A 15,581-nucleotide genomic window follows, 5' to 3' on the forward strand; every position below is an offset into this window, starting at 1 on the left:
ACATGGCTGACAGAACATGGCGTGATGATTTGCTGCCGGCCTCGTTCCGGGGGATCAGCTTTTTGATTCCCCAGGCATCGGTACCGATCGGCATGAAGGGTCAGCTGCACGAATTCCCGCAGCGTGACGAGCCGTTCTTCGAGCAATTGGGCAAGCAGTCTCAGGTGCATCGGCTGACGTGCTGGATCATTGGGGATGATTGCTTCGAGCGGCGTGACAAGTTCCTTGAGGCGATTCAAACCCCAGGCGCTGGGGAGTTGGTTCATCCCTGGCTCGGCCGCATGCAGGTCAAGGCCGGCGAAGGCGACATGACCCACGACTTCCAGCAAGGTGGGATGGTCAGCTTTTCAGTGACCTTCTACCCGGATACCCCGCTGAAGTTTCCGACCGCCAAGGTCAACAGCCAGCAGCAGGTGGTGAAAGCCTCCGACAGTCTGCTGGACTCTGCGCTGGCGCGGTACAAGGCGGCCATGGCGAAAGTGGATCAGGCGCGGCTGGGACTGGCCCGCCTGCGCAATACCCTGTCGAACGTCTACACGGTGATCCAGCAACAGTTCGCGCCGTTCGTGGGTGTATTCACCAATCTGACTGGGTTCGTGCAATCGCTGATGAATTCGCCCGATGCGCTGTCGTCGCTGTTCTCCAGCTACTTCAGTGACTTCTCAGTTGATGACTACTTGGGTTCTGACTCTTCGGGTTCGGGCTACCGCAACACAGTGGCCACCGCGACGCAGCAGGCAGAGGCTGTGGCCAACATCAACACCGTCAGCCAAGCCGGCGGCGTTGATGCCGCGGCGGTATCGCAGGCTACGGCCAACCTGGTGCAAGACGCGCTTCTGGTGCAGGTCGCGTTGATCATCAGTGAAATGCCGATCGCTTCTCAGCCAGTTTCCTCGGTCACCGCACCCTCTGTCGAACAGCAGGCTATCCAGCCACCGGTGCGACCGGAGGTGCCAGTGGCTGACGACGTGATCGAGCTGCGTGAAAACCTCAATGAAGCCATCTTCGAGGCGTCACTGAAGGCGGATCCCGGTCACTACATCGTGCTCAATACGCTCCGCCAGACCTTGGTGAAACACCTGACCGCTGTGGCTGAATCCGGTGTGCGACTGGTGGAAATCACTCCGCCAGAAACGCTGTCAGCCTTGGTGCTCGCTTACCGCCGCTTCGGTGACGCCAGCCGCGAATCCGAGGTGGTGCAGCGCAATCGCCTGCGGCACCCGGGCTTTGTCCCGGCGCGTCCGATCAAGATCGCCCAGAGGTAGCACATGGTTGAAGACCAAAATACTGTCACCCTTACCGTTGACGGGCTGGATTACTACGGCTGGAAAACTGTGGAGATCACCGCGGGGCTTGAGGATCAAGCCCGTTCCTTCAATCTGAGCATCACCCGAAAATGGCCGGGGCAGGACGCCGCGATCCCAATCAGGGCAGGTGCGAAGTGCCAAGTTCGTATCGGTGATGAACTGGTGCTGACCGGGTGGGTATTCGCTCCGCCCATTAGCTACGACCACCAGCAGGTCAGCAGAAGCATCAGTGGCCGATCTTTAACGGCCGACCTGGTGGACTGCGCCGCGATCAACAATCCCGGGCAGTGGAACAATCAGAGCGTGCTGGCAATTGTCAGCGCTCTGGCGGCGCCCTATGGGATCAAGGTGCGCAGCGAGATCCCGGAAGGGGCAAAGCTGTCGGATCACACGATCGAGCCCGGCGAAACCGTCTTCGAATCCATCGACCGCTTGCTGACGCTATTCCGGGTGTTCTCCACGGACGATGCACGCGGCATGGCTGTACTCGCCAAGCCGGGCAGCGAGGTGCGCGCCTTCGATGCTTTGGAGGTGGGCAAGAACATCCTGACCGGTGATGCGCCGCAGGATTTCTCGGCGGTGTTTTCCGAATACCGGGTGCTGGGCCAGAAGAGTGGCACGGACGAAGAGTTCGGTGAACAGGCGGCCGAGGTTTCAGCGGTGGTTACTGATCCGCGCGCCACGCGCAAGCGGGTGATGATCATCCAGGAATCCGGGCAGATGACCAACGAACTGGCGCAAGCCCGGGCCAACTGGGAGCGCGGAACCCGAATGGGCAAGGCGCTCACCACGACCTACACCGTGCAGGGCTGGCGACAGTCCAACGGTGCGCTCTGGCGGCACAACGCCCTGGTGCGGGTCATCGATCCCATCATCGGCTTCGACCGAATGATGCTCATTGCCCGGATTACGTACACCCTCGCTGAGAACGGCATGATCACCAAGCTGGAAGTCGGCCCGCCGGATGGCTTCGAGCCTGAGCCGCATGACCCACACAAGAACCGCAAGCTGAAGAAGGGCGGCAAGGGCGACAACTTCGAATACCTCATCCCCGCAGAATACGAGCCAAAAAAATGAGCCTGAAAAGCATGATGGCCCGCGGCACCGTGGTGCTGGCGGCTGCCGGCAAGATGATGCAGACGCTGCAGGTCAAGCTGACCGCCGGAGAACTGAAGGACGGCGCCGAGCATTTCGAACCCTACGGCATCACCAGCAACCCGCTGCCTGGCGCCGAGGTGCTGACGATGTTCCTCGGCGGCGACCGGTCCCACGCGGTGGTGCTGGTCGCCGCTGATCGGCGGTACCGGATAAAGGAACTGAAGCCGGGCGAGGTTGCCATCTACACCGATGAAGGTGACAAGGTGCACTTCAAGCGCGGCCGGATCATTGACATCGAAACCCAGACACTGAATATCAAGGCCACCACCGCCGTGAACTTTGACACGCCGCTGATCACCCAGACTGGGCAGATCGTTTCGGAAGGCGACCAGGTGGCCGGTGGCATCAGCCAGATTGAACACGTGCACACCGGCGTGCTGGCTGGGCCGAGCAACAGCGGGCCTCCCGCTACGGAGGCCTGATGATCATCTCGCAAACCCGTGAAGCTGCCTTGACCCGGGCGGTGCTGATCAGCCTGTTTACCTGGCGTCGCGCTGCCACGGATGATCCGGTGGACGATGACGAACTGTTCGGATGGTGGGGCGACAGTTACCCGGCCATTGCCGACGACCGCATTGGTTCGCGCCTCTGGCTGCTGCGCCGGGTGAAGCTGACGGACGCCACGCAACGTGACGCCGAGTTCTACGCCACCGAGGCGCTGCGCTGGTTGCTCGATGACGGCGACGTGATCGACATCGAAATCAGCAGCGAGAAGCGCGACATCAACCGGCTGAACCTGAACGTCACCCTGACCGTGCCCGGCGGTGCCCGGGTGGAAATCAAACCCATCTCTTCCTGGCAGGTGATCTATGCCGTTTGAAACGCCTTCACTGCCGGTGCTGATCAACCGAACCCAGAGCGATCTCGCCGGCGATTCGCTTCGGCGATCGGATGCCCAAGTGCTGGCCCGCACGCTCAGCGGTGCGGCCTATGGCCTGTACGGCTACCTCGACTGGATCGCCGATCAGGTCCTGCCCGACAAGGCCGACGAAGAAACGTTGGAGCGGATCGCCACGCTTCGGCTGAATCAACCGCGCAAGCCGGCGCAATCCGCCGAGGGCGGAGTCAGTTTCACCGCTGCCGCTGGGGCGGTGCTTGATCAAGATGTGGTTTTGCAGTCCGGTGATGGGCGCATGTATCGAGTGAAAGCAAGTGTCACCACGGTGGCGGGGCTCAATACGGCGACGATTGCAGCGGTCGACGCTGGCGCACTGGGCAACGCTGATGCGGGGTTAGGGCTGACGCTGGTGCAGCCGGTGCCCGGGGTGACCAACGCATTCACTGTCATTGCCCCAGGCATCACCGGAGGTATCGCCAGGGAAAGCCTCGAGTCATTGCGTGCGCGGGTGATCCGTTCCTACCGTGTGATTCCGCACGGGGGCTCCGCTGACGACTATGAGACCTGGGCGCTGGAGGTGCCAGGCGTCACCCGCGCATGGTGTCGAGGCAACTATATGGGACCGGGCACCGTGGGGTTGTTCGTTATGCGCGATGACGATCTGGAGCCGGTACCCAATCCGGTGCAGCTAGCGGAAGTGAAGGACTACGTCGAACCGCTCAGGCCGGTCACCGCTGAACTGTACGTGCTGCCTCCTGTGAAGGTGCCGGTTCCATACAGCGTTCACCCCGTGCCAGACACCAGCGCGGTGCGTGCGGCGATTCAGGCGAGCCTGATCGATCTACATGGACGTGAGGCCGGTCTGGGCGACAAGCTGCTGATCAGCCATATCCGCGAAGCCATCAGCGGCGGCGCCGGCGAAACCGATCACTCGTTGACCATGCCGTCTGCCGACGTCCCCGCAGCGGCCAATCAGCTGCTGACCTTTGGGGGTATCACATGGCTGTAGCGCGAACCGCAGATCAGTACCGCCGGCAACTGCGCGGGTTACTGCCCGCTGGCCCGGCCTGGGACCCGGAACTGGTACCGGAAATCGACCTTGTGTTGTCGGGCGTCTCCGTAGAGTTCTCGCGCCTCGATGCACGCGCTGTGGATCTTCTGAATGAAATGGATCCCTCCGGTGTCAGCGAGTTGGTGCCCGACTGGGAGGCGCTGATGAATCTGCCAGATCCTTGCCTTGGGCCGAATCCAGCCTTTGAGGATCGACGCCTGGCAGTGCGTCGGCGTCTGGTTGAAGTCGGTGGCCAGAGCCGTGCGTATTTCATCGAGATAGCCGTGAGTCAGGGCTACCCGAACGCCACCATCACTGAACATCGAGCGCCCCGTATGGGGCGTTCTCGTTTTGGCTCGGCGCATTTCGGTACCTGGTATGCGCAGTTCATGTGGACGCTGAACAGCGGCGGCCGACAGCGGCAGGGCAGACGCTTCGGTGTCAGCTACTGGGGGGAACGTTTCGGCACCAACCCGGGCGATCCGCTCGAATGCTCAATCCGCCGGCCAGCGCCGGCGCACACCGTCGTGCACATCAATTATGACTGAGGGGTTTGAACGTGGATTTTCCTAAAAGTGTGCCCAGTGTTGGGTTGGTGGATGGCAAGTTTGTAGACGAAGATCCGTTGGGTGGGGCGCCGGGCTCTCTGATTCCGGCAGTGTGGGGCAATTCGGTGACGCTTGAAATTCTCAATGTTATTGAGGGGGCTGGCCTGGTTCCGGACGAAGGTGATACCACTCAGCTACAGCAGGCGATCAGTTCCATTATCAGCGACGCTGTGCCAGAGGCCACGGAAGTTGGTGCAGGTAAAGCACGGCTTGCGTCTCAAGTTGACGCTGAGGCCGGGGTTGACAATGCCAAGATCATGACGGCGCTGCGCGTCCGTCAAGCAATTTCAAAGATTGCCCTGAATACACCGGTAGTGGTTTCCACCGCTGTCTCCAAGGTACTGGCGGCCAATGATCTTGGTCTTGTTTTGGTTGATAGTACGGCCGGTGTTACGACCATTACCTTGCCCGCGTCGAATGCTGCACTTGGCATCCGAGAAGTGATTATCCGACGCGTCGATAACGGCGGGAATCGATTGATGGTCGCAGCCGCCGGTACAGACAAAATCAGATTCCATACCCATCTCTCACCTACGGGGTATTCCTTTTTTGTGCTGATGGGGGCTGGTGACTGGTGGAAGTTACGCAGCGATGCGGCAGGTAACTGGTGGCCTGTTGCACGACAGGACAGTACGCCCATGGGGCGCGTGGTGTTCGAGACGACGACGGCGTTTTCTCCCGGGGGCTGGGTCGGGCATAACGGTTTGATTTACAACCGTGCCGACTGGCCATGGGCATGGGATCACGCGCAGCAGTCGGGGATGTTGACCACTGAAGCAGCTCGCGCAGGGATGGAGGGCGCTTGGACTTCAGGTGACGGCGCGCTGACTTTCCGAGTACCAGAAATGCGTGGCGAGTTTGTCCGGTCGCTTGATGAAGGCAGAAGCATTGATTCGGGTCGTGCTGCGGGCTCCTGGCAAACCGATTTGATTCGGGCGCACGGCCACAACATCGACTCCCCAAGCAACCCGACGGCTTTTGGTTCGGGGAAAGTTGCCCGGGGCAACCGCTCTGATACTGCTGGTCTGCCAGGTTCCGAGCTTTACGGCGGTGCTGAAACCCGTCCCCGCAACATCGCGTATCCGAGCCGGTTGAAACTGATCTGAGGTGCTTATGAGTTCTGTCTATCTTGTGGATTCTGCTGGTGCCCTGTCGGGTCCAGTCATTTTGCCTGTGGTCCCAGGTGTAGGTGTACAGCTACCCGATAACGCGGTTGAGTTAGTAGATACGTTGCCTATGTGTCCGCCTGGCTTCGTCTGGGCCATCGTCGATGGCATTCCGTTAGAGACGGCCGACCTACGGGGTACGGTTTATCGAACAGATACTGGCGCGCAGGTCGTTTGGTCACAGTTAGGTCGGTTGCCGGACGGCTACACAACAGAGGCCCCGCAGGATCGATTCTACGTTTGGCTGGACGGAGCCTGGCAACTGGATCAGCAGGCACTGCTGGCTGATCAAGCGGCTACCGCGTTATTTGAGCGGGACATTCGTTTGGGGGACGCGGCAACGCGAATTGCCCCTTTGCAGGATGCTCAAGATCTTGGCGAAGCGACGCCTGTCGAAGAGGCGGCCTTGTTAGCCTGGAAACGCCACCGTGTTGCCCTGAATCGGATCGAGCAGCAGGCGGGATTCCCGGCCGAAATTACCTGGCCTACATCGCCTCGCTAGTTGCAGTGCGCCGAAACTAACCAGCCCGCCATTGAGCGGGCATTTTTTTGCCCGGAGCAAATGATGACCATAACCGAGAAAGACCGCGACATTCTTGCACGCACGCTATGGGGCGAGGCTCGCGGCGAAACCCTGGCCGGTCAGATCGCCGTGGCTTGGACGATTCGCAACCGTGTGAACGATGGCAGCGCCAAGTCATGGTGGGGGGAGGGCTATGGCGGCGTGTGCCAGAAGCCGTACCAGTTCAGCTGCTGGAACAAGAACGACCCGAACTACGCCTACCTCAGCGGCGCAAAGCCAATCCCGGCCGGGCAATTCGCCCAAGCGCAGAAGGCTGCCGACCTGGTGATGTCCGGTACCGAGTCCGATCCTACCGGCGGGGCCACTCATTATTACGCGACCACCATGCCGAAGGCTCCGGCCTGGACTATGGGAGCGAAACAGACACTCAAGCTCGGCCACCACATCTTCTTCAAGGATGTTCCATGAATCCCGTGGCGCTGAAATCGGCGCTTGTAGGCGTACTGACGCTATTGCTGCTGACGGCCGGCGGGGTTTGGAAGGTCCAGGACTGGCGCTACGGCAAGCGGTTGGCTGAACAGGCTGGCCTGCATAAGGATGACCTGACCGCCATCAGCAATGCGGCCGCCGCCCAGGTACGCGCCGATCAGGACAAACGCTTGGCGCTCGAGCAGCGCCTGTCGGCCAGCGATCAAACTCACCATGAGGTTTTGACCAATGCACAAAAAGATCAGGCTCGCCTGCGCGATCACCTTGCCACTTCTAATCTGCGGCTGTCAGTCCTCCTTGCCGAGGATCCAGCCGGTGGCAGTTCAGTGCCAACCAGTACCGAAGCCGGCGGCGTGGTTCATGGAGCAGCGCGTGCCCGACTTGACCCGGCGCATGCTCAACGAATTGTCGCCATCACCGACGCCGGCGATCAAGGATTGATTGCTCTTGCTGCATGCCAAGCCTACGTGCGAATCATAGCTGACTGAGCGTGGTGATCAGGGTATTGAAAACATGCTCAGCGCTGCGACGAAGTCGTGAATGCCTCGCCTTCAACTCTTAGCTATGAATTGATCTAAGGCTTCGCTAAGTATTTTGGCTGTGGGATGTAAAACTTTCCGTTAAGGTAGTGGTAGCAGGTATCAACCAAGTGAATCGAACGACCTTTGCCTGGCCATTCGAAGTGAAGAACAACGTCACTGGTCTGGTACTTAGTGTGCAGCGAAGTAAAAGCAGGGATCCCCAAATGGTAATGCCAAAGGTGGTTTGCATGGGTGTAATTGTAGTCAGCTGAGCCCCTGATTAGGCCTTTCCATGATGGGGATATCTTACCTGGGTACCTTTGGAAGTCAGATAGTCCGTGGGCTATAAAGGTCGCTACAAATTTTAGGACAGCAGTTTGCTGATCGACTGGGTAGTTTTTGAACTCTAGAGCGAACAGATCGTTATAAGAAACGGAATAGGCCAAGCGATCATCCTTGATGGGTTTCCAGATTGCCTTCTGCACGCTCGGCCGTAGCCAAAATATGCTCTCTCATCTGCTCAATTGTCAGACCGTCGGGAATGGTTCGGCGCGGCATATTCTGGGCCGTTTTCATTCGGTCGACGTCAATTGCGACGGGGTGATCACTCGTTTCTTTTGAAGAATGCATGGTAACCATGATGTTTACCCCGGAGGGGGAGGGCTTACGAGCTAGAGCCTAGCCCAACTGTTTTCAAATGCTAGGATCAATTCGACCTAAATTTGATAAAAAATATGCATGAGCGCCGCATCGTGATTTTTCGTCTTGACAATGTCAATACTTAAAGAAACTCAGTGACGAAGGGCGTGTGCTGTAGACATCCTCTTGTTCCGAGAGTGCCTAATTTTCTTCAGCTCTCCTTACGGAAACTTTTGGTTCCAGCATCTCGCGAAGCCGATCTGCTTCGCGTTTGTAACCTCTTGATGATATGCCAAGGTCGTACAGTTGCTTGCGAACAGCTACCAGCTCTCCGGCCCTTTCGCGTAGGTTTCTCATTGCTTCGTCACGCTGTGCTGAGGCTTCGGTATGCATCTGCACCAGGCCGAAGATATTTCCCCGGGCGTTTCTCAGCTGTAGGTTCAGTTCCTGGACTTCGTTTTCCAGCATGCGTGCATAGTGTCTGATGGTTTCCAGTTCGGTCGGGCATCCAAGCCAATCGCTGGCATCTTCGATATCGAGGGGATCCACGAGAGGTGCCTTTGTTGTGTACTGTTTGGGTATACAGTAATCGAGGCGTCAGGATCGGTCGAGTGTGGCGCGACGAACTGTAACGATTAGGAGAAAAACAGTTCCGCAACCTGAGACACACCCCTTGAACGGTACGGATTGCAGAGCCTTAAAAATCAGTAGCTTGCGGAACGCTTATAGTGCTAACCTATTGAAATAGCTTGTTTTGTTGATGGATTGCAAATCCACCTACGCCGGTTCGATTCCGACTTCGGCCTCCACTTTAAACAAGCTCCGTAGATCCATGATCTACGGAGCTTTTTTATTTTCGCTGTCCTGCAAGATTTAGTCTTGAAAAGGATCTTTGCGAACTTGCTTCACCGGGGCGGGATGTATATATTTCCCCCTCTGTTGCACAAGCGTCGGAACTGCCAGATCGTATTGGTCAGTCTCCAGACAGCTTTACCGCGCTACCGCCCGAATGGCGAAACTGGTAGACGCATGGGACTTAAAATCCCCCGCTCGTAAGGGCGTGCCGGTTCGATTCCGGCTTCGGGCACCATCTAAAATCAAGGGTTTGCGGGCGAAAGCTGATGCAAACCCTTGTTTGTTTCTGGTCAGCTATTTTGGAGTTGGTCCGCAATTCACTTGGCAGGAGTGACTTTCTTGCCCAGGCGATTACGGATGTATTGCTCTGTCATCATCACGGTCGGATGCCCAAGTTGATCTCTCGCCTGCATGATGTCACCAGGAGACTACGCCGCGCCGTTTTGGCCACCAGAGCCGATAGCGCCCGTAATTGTGGCTGATCCTGAGGCCCGATCCGCCCAGCAGTGTGAACGACGGCTAGGCCAAATCATGATGGGGGGAGGGTTATGTCGGTGTGTGCCTGAAGCCTTACCAGTTCAGCGGTTGGAACAAGAGCGCCCCAAACTTTGCCTTGCTGCGACCACGGTGATTGATCGGGAGTGGGGTTATGAAGGTGTTGTTGATCGGGGTGATAGTAGCACTGGTGGGATGTGCCAGCCGGGAACCGGAAGTGCGCTGGCTGAGCGTCGGCAGCGCATTGGATACGAGTGGGACCTGATTGCAACGGCTGACGCCTGCCGCAATATTCAGGCGGGCTGGTAGTGCTCGGCAGCGTGCATTGCCAAATAGGCTTTGAGGTTTTCGTCACTGCGCTTCGAGATTTGACCCAACGCATGCTCAACGAATTGTCGGAATCACCAACGATGACCAGCATCATGTAAGATGCTGGTCACGTAGTGCATGCGCTTGAAGTTATTCAACGCATTTTTTGATGTTATTGATTATTTGATGCGAGCGGTTTAAGAGTTTGACCACGATCTTTTACAAGGTTGTCTTCTATGACGATTTGACTGTCAAAGGCAACGTAATAGATGCCTGATTGGGCGTGTCCTTTTATAGCCATCAAGTAACCTCTTGGATCATTACGTCCCCATGTGTCACCGCTGCCGGGCTCTAGTGGGTAATAATTGTCACTGCCGCCTCCTGCCCATACGCTGACTGCAACTTGAACCGTTCTGCTTGCTCCGTTTGTGATCGAGATGCTCATATTTATATCCTTTTTGGATTGAGTATTCCATGAGTTGGCTCCCTATTTTTAAAATATAGATGCAGACTTGCCACTGCTACAGAAAAATCAGTAGTTAGGTTAACTCATTGAAACTTTCATGTATTACAGATATTTTTATTGATCAGTGTTGGGTGTGTGAGTTCGTGGGTTAACATTTTTATCTTGTTTCAAGTTGAGGCAAGAATTCAGTCAAGCCTGTAAACGCGCAAATGCAAGGCATCCTCACCTTTATGAGTTGACGATTCCGACGAGTGGTAAGGCCTTACCGATCGTCAGCGACCAATTGAGCAATTACCTTATTATTCGGATACTGTGTTTATATCCAGTCTCGAGCAAGAAATGCATTTCCTGATTGCGCCCATGAGAGAACGCGGCGTCGCCAGATCCCAAAGGGATATAGCCAGTGCCGAGCCTGTCACGGGCGATATCATTTTCTCCAGTGCGCCGTCTGACATCCTCAAAAGAACGTCCAGCGCCGTGTCTCTGCGACATGGTGCCCTGGCCAGGTGACGTGCCACCGCTTCGGCTGCTTCTTGATGCTCGCCTGACCAGAGGTCGAGAATGTTCTGTACGCGCAGTCTTGGTACTGCAGGGAGATTTGATTGTTTTCGGTCGGCAGAACGCCGAACCACTGCAGGAATATCCAACGCTAAGTTGTTGATACATCAATAGCTTGTATTGGTTTTACGGTCTTGTTATTGCGTCTTGAACGGTAAAATGCTGTTTGAAGCCAATGCTTTGAGCTGAGCCTCGGGGAATGATTTTGTGATGCCGTTAAATATTCGAGTGTAAATCGGAGTCTTGGCTCTGCCGAGTATGCCGGCTGCATATAAGTTTCTGAATACATCCGCTTCGGACTTCTGATGCTTGACAAAAAGCGCAATGTTGAGATATTAACGTATATTTCGGCCTTAACTAGATCTACTCTACGATCAGGCAGATTGAAGTTTTTCTCGATTTTTAGATCCTTTGCGTGCATAAGTTCATGATAAGAAAACAATACTTGTAAAACCCAAAACAATGATTCGCTATCTTCTTGGCTAATGCCGGATGGGGTTGAACCAAAAAGTATAGCGCTCTGTGGCGGTTTTCTAGGTCTGCTTCTGCACTTCTGCACTTCTGCACTTCTGCCCGTAGCAGTAATGTTGATAAAGTTGATGTACTTGCAGATGTCAAGGTTCGCTTCTTTCAGCTGATCAAACACAGCCTTCATTACCAATGGTTCGCTTTGAGGTTGCATCTTTTATCCTTTAGTTGAGTCGGTTCTTCCCAGTGTCTTAGCTTTTTCACCGGCATTGATTTCCCTTGCGGGCGAAAGCTGATGCAAACCCTTGTTTGTTTCCGGTCCGCTATTTTGGATGGCTTGAGCAGGCAAAATCCGAAGGGTCGAACCGATCGGTCGTGTCCATCCGAATACTTCGCAGGCCCACCGTTTCCAGGTGTGATGCGTATAGAGGCTCCGAAAAATAACTCATCAGGATGGAACGACGGCGTGCGCCGATGGCGTTCAGACTGCCCGCATGCACTAAATCCACATCAAACACCAGGATGTCACCCGCGGAGCCTGAAAGCTGCACAGACCGGGACTCGTCATTGAAGTCGAATGGCGGCTCTCCCTGGTCAGGGCGGTGGCTGCCGGGAACGATACGTGTTGCGCCGTTCTCGGGGCCATAGTCGTCGAAATAAGCCAGGGCGTTCACAATGTCGCCTGGCCGCAGGGCCGACAAGTCGCGGTGCAGCTGCTGATGACCGCCACCTGCAAGGGGCTCGCGACCCTCCACCTGCGAGAGGAAGAACCGTTCTCCAATCAACTCACCAACCACCGCCAGCACCTCCGGCAGACGACACACAGCCTGAACCTTCGAATCAGCGTCCAGCAGCGAATGGCGCCAATCCATGCCACGCGGCACTGGCCATTGGTCCGCCGGCTTCACGCCCGCATCGAACACGGCACGAAGGTCACCCAGCCACTCGGCCGGGATCGCTCGACGAAGCAGCGCATAGCCATCTCGATGGAGTTGCTCGCGGTCAGTCATGGATTCCTCAACTCCCTTATCACCAACGCGTCTTGCAGAACGGCCCGGAGCCAGGCAACAGCAACGGGCAATTCAGGCACCGTCCCTGAGCAACTGGCTGAACGCCTCCAGTTCACTTTTCTCCACATCGGAAACCAGCACGAAACGCATGTGGTTGGCTTGCCAGGACACTACGTTAAAGCCACGAATCGTCTGGGTCTGCCGCGGCTTGTCTGCCTCCGGCATGGGCAGGATAAACACATTGATGATGTGCCTGGCCCTCCCGTAACTGAGGGCTGCCGTGGTCTGGTGTTGTCGATAATCCAGCCGCCCGCCCAGTAATGGAAATCCCTGCGCCGAGTAATCGAATACCGGCGGCGAGAAGTCGAGTATGCCGGTGAACCAGGGCTTCACGGTGTGACGGTCGGAGGACACCACATCGTTCAGATGCTCGCCCATCAACGAGCGGACATGGCTGGAGACCGCCTCGTCCATCAGCGGTTGTTCGCTGCCCGGCGTCATCACATAAAACACCACCGCCAACGATGCCGGCGCCGGGTAATACGGCGCCTGGCGCTTCACACTGACCTTCAGCAGTTTCACTTCATCATGCAGCCGCGCGCACTCGGCGCATGCGGCCAGATGCGCAGCCACATCCGCAGCCGTCGCAGGATCGAGTTCCTGATCCAGATAGCCATGCCGAAACCAGGCCTTGGCGTTGCCATCGGCGAAACGCTGCAAAAAACTGAAGGCGCGCTGGGCGCTTTCCTGCACGACATCGCGTGCGGCGCTGTCGTTGCCGGTGAGCCAGCGCGCGAGGTTGTAAGCGGCGTCCAGATGGGGCGCAATCAGTTCCTCAAATCGCTTCATAGTGGCTTCCGCACCGTCACCCCCTTATAACCGTGATGCGTCGTCATTTATTCCCTGAAAAAATTTGTTTTGCGGCGCGGAATAAACACTCGTCCCGCAAGGTTTACCTCGTGTCAGCTACATCACTGTAGTCCGCCAGCGAGGCCCCTACCGATGGACATTCAATCAAAACACCCAGTGCGCACCGACGGCTTGCTGAACCCTGACCGCCGAGCGCTGCTCAAGTGCTCGGCGTGGGCCGGGGCAGGGGTAATCTGGGCCCTGAGCGGCGGCATTTCCAGGGCCTTTGCGCTGGATGAGGCAGGCAATGTCGCCGACCCCAAGGCACTGGCCAGCACGTTTCACTTTGTGCAGATCAGCGACTCGCACATCGGCTTTAACAAGGAAGCCAACCCGGAGCCGGCAAAGACGTTACAGGTGGCGATCGACAAGGTCATCGAGCTGCCAAAACGGCCGTCGCTGATCCTGCATACCGGTGACATCACGCACCTGTCCAAGCCTGAGGAGTTCGACACTGCGGCACAGTTGCTCAAAGGCCTGCCGTCCACCGTGCATTACGTGCCGGGTGAACACGACACTCTCGACGAGGGCGGCGGCAAGCTTTACCTGGAGCGTTACGGCAAGGGCACCAAAGGTAATGGCTGGTACCGCTTCGACGACCACGGCGTGCATTTCATCGCGCTGGTCAATGTTTTCAACTTCCAGGCTGGCCATGAAGCCACCCTTGGCGCCGATCAACTGGCGTGGCTGGCCGATGATTTGCGGGCGGTGACGACCAGTACACCCATCGTCGTGTTTACCCACATTCCGCTGTGGACGATTTATCAGCCGTGGGGCTGGGGCACCGAGGATGGTGATCAGGCGATCGCGATGCTGCGCAAGTACGGTTCAGTGACGGTATTGAACGGGCACATCCATCAGGTCATCCAGAAGGTCGAAGGCAACATCACCTTCCACACCGCCCGTGGCACGGCCTATCCGCAACCTGCACCGGGTGCGGCACCGGCACCAGGGCCGATGACGGTGGCTGCCGATCAATTGCGCAATTATCTGGGGATCACCGATGTGCGAGCGACACAGGGCGATCATCCGCTGGCGCTGATTGATTCGACACAGGTCTAGAGGAGGGCGGTCAGATGAAAACGCGACTGTTGGCGGTGGTGTGCCTGATGCTGTCGATGCCGGCGTGGGCTCAAGAGGTGAAGATCGATATCAAGGCGTTCATGTTTGAACCCAAGGATTTGACCGTGGCCGTGGGCACCAAAGTGACGTGGGTGAATGATGATCAGATTCCGCACACGGTGGCAGAAACCCACAAGGTGTTTCGCTCGGGGGCGCTGGATACGAATGACAGCTTTTCCTGGGTGTTCAATACGCCGGGAGAGTTCGAGTATTTTTGTGCGCTGCACCCGCAGATGATCGGGAAGATTGTGGTCACCCAGTAAACAGAGGGCTCTGGAAGGTCAATAACCGTGTAGGGCAGCGTTGCGCAGATGATCGAAAAAATGCAAAAACGATCCGCGCGGAGGCAGCAGAGAAAGCCAAATCCCGGAAGTGACAAAGCCCTGAATAATCAGGGCTTTCATTGCACGTCACTTGCTGCGCCCGAGTCATAAGCCAGGCACGGCCAAACGTGTCAGTTACACAAATGGCTGGCCAGTAAAACCACGCGGCAGTCGTTGCAAACCGGGCATCTCGATCAGCCGTTGCATCCAGGCTGCGCGCCAGTCACTGGCGGTGTGGGTGGCTTTGGCCTTGCGTGCGGCCCGACGTGCGGCGTTGCGTTCGTCTTTGCGCGCTTCTTTGAACGCGTCGGTGTTGCGGCAGCTTCTGCATTTAACTCGAGTCAATATGCTGCTTGAGGTCAGGTTGCTGCCTTTGTGCCCGCAGGCCAGGTGCCCGCCGACTTTGAAGTGAGTGACCATGAGACATCTCCTTCGTGATGTGTAAACGTTCGACACCCGGCGAATGAGGGCGTTCGATCGCGGTACGGCAGGCAAAAAAATGGCCCGCATGCGGGCGGGCCAGGGGATTTCTTCAAAGGAGCAAGTGAACTGTAGGAGGTGGCTTGTGAAGGCGGTGTGAAATGGGCGAAGGGGCCGCAAAAAAAAATCGGCAAACTGGGCAATGCCCGTCAGTTAAGTGCCCGCTTGTATGGTAGGACTTGAAGGGAGGAGGAGGGACAAAGCCCGATTCTGACTGTTGACGCAGTACAGATCCGTGGGAGATTTCGCCCCTCCTCCTTTCACCCAAGCGCCGATAAAGAATGCA

Annotated in this window: 20 protein-coding genes, 1 tRNA gene and 1 pseudogene; 13 read left to right on the top strand and 9 right to left on the bottom strand. The window is 56.9% G+C overall.

Annotated features, from left to right (window positions below; translation table 11 throughout):
* Positions 1-2: 2 nt before the first annotated feature.
* From AACY49_RS04365 to AACY49_RS04410, 10 genes are all read left to right on the top strand, one after another.
* The gene (locus AACY49_RS04365) at positions 3-1,265 is read left to right on the top strand and encodes a DNA circularization protein (RefSeq protein ID WP_339521839.1); all 1,263 of its coding nucleotides are present in this window, start codon (positions 3-5) and stop codon (positions 1,263-1,265) included.
* 3 nt (positions 1,266-1,268) lie between these two features.
* Entirely contained in the window at positions 1,269-2,384 is a 1,116-nt protein-coding gene (locus AACY49_RS04370) for a phage baseplate assembly protein (protein ID WP_339521842.1), read from the top strand.
* Positions 2,381-2,887 (top strand): phage baseplate assembly protein V, encoded by a 507-nt coding sequence (locus AACY49_RS04375; RefSeq protein ID WP_339521844.1) that lies wholly within the window; start codon positions 2,381-2,383, stop codon positions 2,885-2,887. Before AACY49_RS04370 ends, AACY49_RS04375 begins: the two co-directional genes overlap by 4 nt.
* The gene (locus AACY49_RS04380; protein ID WP_339521846.1) at positions 2,887-3,285 is read left to right on the top strand and encodes a phage GP46 family protein; all 399 of its coding nucleotides are present in this window, start codon (positions 2,887-2,889) and stop codon (positions 3,283-3,285) included. Before AACY49_RS04375 ends, AACY49_RS04380 begins: the two co-directional genes overlap by 1 nt.
* The gene (locus AACY49_RS04385; protein ID WP_339521848.1) at positions 3,275-4,312 is read left to right on the top strand and encodes a baseplate J/gp47 family protein; all 1,038 of its coding nucleotides are present in this window, start codon (positions 3,275-3,277) and stop codon (positions 4,310-4,312) included. Before AACY49_RS04380 ends, AACY49_RS04385 begins: the two co-directional genes overlap by 11 nt.
* A complete protein-coding gene (locus AACY49_RS04390) occupies positions 4,303-4,902 on the top strand; it encodes a YmfQ family protein (protein ID WP_339521850.1) in 600 nt (199 codons plus the stop codon). Before AACY49_RS04385 ends, AACY49_RS04390 begins: the two co-directional genes overlap by 10 nt.
* An 11-nt stretch (positions 4,903-4,913) precedes the next feature.
* The gene (locus AACY49_RS04395; RefSeq protein WP_339521853.1) at positions 4,914-6,068 is read left to right on the top strand and encodes a phage tail protein; all 1,155 of its coding nucleotides are present in this window, start codon (positions 4,914-4,916) and stop codon (positions 6,066-6,068) included.
* 7 nt (positions 6,069-6,075) lie between these two features.
* Entirely contained in the window at positions 6,076-6,630 is a 555-nt protein-coding gene (locus AACY49_RS04400; protein WP_339521855.1) for a tail fiber assembly protein, read from the top strand.
* Positions 6,631-6,693: 63 nt separating this feature from the next.
* Positions 6,694-7,119 carry a cell wall hydrolase gene (locus tag AACY49_RS04405; RefSeq protein ID WP_339521858.1) on the top strand — a complete coding sequence of 142 codons (426 nt, stop codon included), beginning with the start codon at positions 6,694-6,696 and terminating at the stop codon, positions 7,117-7,119.
* The gene (locus AACY49_RS04410; protein ID WP_339521860.1) at positions 7,116-7,628 is read left to right on the top strand and encodes a lysis system i-spanin subunit Rz; all 513 of its coding nucleotides are present in this window, start codon (positions 7,116-7,118) and stop codon (positions 7,626-7,628) included. Before AACY49_RS04405 ends, AACY49_RS04410 begins: the two co-directional genes overlap by 4 nt.
* A gap of 483 nt (positions 7,629-8,111) precedes the next feature.
* Here the strand turns inward: AACY49_RS04410 and AACY49_RS04415 are convergent, their stop codons facing one another.
* Together AACY49_RS04415 and AACY49_RS04420 are read right to left on the bottom strand one after the other, a co-directional pair.
* Positions 8,112-8,300, bottom strand: coding sequence for a hypothetical protein (locus AACY49_RS04415; RefSeq protein ID WP_339521862.1), 189 nt, complete (start codon positions 8,298-8,300; stop codon positions 8,112-8,114).
* A gap of 201 nt (positions 8,301-8,501) precedes the next feature.
* Positions 8,502-8,849, bottom strand: coding sequence for a hypothetical protein (locus AACY49_RS04420; RefSeq protein ID WP_339521864.1), 348 nt, complete (start codon positions 8,847-8,849; stop codon positions 8,502-8,504).
* 454 nt (positions 8,850-9,303) lie between these two features.
* Here AACY49_RS04420 and AACY49_RS04425 point away from each other — a divergent pair.
* Positions 9,304-9,390: transfer RNA gene (locus AACY49_RS04425), tRNA-Leu, on the top strand.
* An 82-nt stretch (positions 9,391-9,472) separates the two neighbouring features.
* Here the strand turns inward: AACY49_RS04425 and AACY49_RS04430 are convergent.
* From AACY49_RS04430 to AACY49_RS04455, 5 genes and pseudogenes are all read right to left on the bottom strand, one after another.
* Positions 9,473-9,583 (bottom strand): annotated as a pseudogene (locus AACY49_RS04430) (integrase); the annotation flags it as partial.
* A gap of 548 nt (positions 9,584-10,131) precedes the next feature.
* The gene (locus tag AACY49_RS04440; RefSeq protein WP_258700466.1) at positions 10,132-10,404 is read right to left on the bottom strand and encodes a hypothetical protein; all 273 of its coding nucleotides are present in this window, start codon (positions 10,402-10,404) and stop codon (positions 10,132-10,134) included.
* Between the two features lie 670 nt (positions 10,405-11,074).
* Complete coding sequence (locus tag AACY49_RS04445; protein WP_339521867.1) at positions 11,075-11,665, bottom strand: hypothetical protein; 591 nt, start codon at positions 11,663-11,665, stop codon at positions 11,075-11,077.
* 109 nt (positions 11,666-11,774) lie between these two features.
* The gene (locus tag AACY49_RS04450; protein ID WP_339521869.1) at positions 11,775-12,461 is read right to left on the bottom strand and encodes a phytanoyl-CoA dioxygenase family protein; all 687 of its coding nucleotides are present in this window, start codon (positions 12,459-12,461) and stop codon (positions 11,775-11,777) included.
* A gap of 72 nt (positions 12,462-12,533) precedes the next feature.
* Complete coding sequence (locus tag AACY49_RS04455) at positions 12,534-13,310, bottom strand: zf-HC2 domain-containing protein (protein WP_339521871.1); 777 nt, start codon at positions 13,308-13,310, stop codon at positions 12,534-12,536.
* 153 nt (positions 13,311-13,463) lie between these two features.
* Between AACY49_RS04455 and AACY49_RS04460 the strand changes: the two genes are divergently transcribed.
* The gene (locus tag AACY49_RS04460; protein WP_339521873.1) at positions 13,464-14,432 is read left to right on the top strand and encodes a metallophosphoesterase family protein; all 969 of its coding nucleotides are present in this window, start codon (positions 13,464-13,466) and stop codon (positions 14,430-14,432) included.
* Positions 14,433-14,446: 14 nt separating this feature from the next.
* On the top strand, positions 14,447-14,755 hold the full coding sequence (locus AACY49_RS04465; protein WP_320394409.1) for a cupredoxin domain-containing protein: 309 nt from the start codon (positions 14,447-14,449) through the stop codon (positions 14,753-14,755).
* Positions 14,756-14,773: 18 nt separating this feature from the next.
* Here AACY49_RS04465 and AACY49_RS04470 read toward each other — a convergent pair whose 3' ends face one another.
* Both AACY49_RS04470 and AACY49_RS04475 read right to left on the bottom strand, forming a co-directional pair.
* Positions 14,774-14,896 (bottom strand): hypothetical protein, encoded by a 123-nt coding sequence (locus tag AACY49_RS04470; RefSeq protein ID WP_320394410.1) that lies wholly within the window; start codon positions 14,894-14,896, stop codon positions 14,774-14,776.
* A gap of 54 nt (positions 14,897-14,950) precedes the next feature.
* Complete coding sequence (locus tag AACY49_RS04475; protein ID WP_258700473.1) at positions 14,951-15,235, bottom strand: hypothetical protein; 285 nt, start codon at positions 15,233-15,235, stop codon at positions 14,951-14,953.
* Between the last annotated feature and the right edge of the window lie 346 nt (positions 15,236-15,581).

The organism is Pseudomonas sp. EL_65y_Pfl2_R96 (assembly GCF_963970905.1).
Taxonomy (GTDB): Bacteria; Pseudomonadota; Gammaproteobacteria; order Pseudomonadales; family Pseudomonadaceae; genus Aquipseudomonas.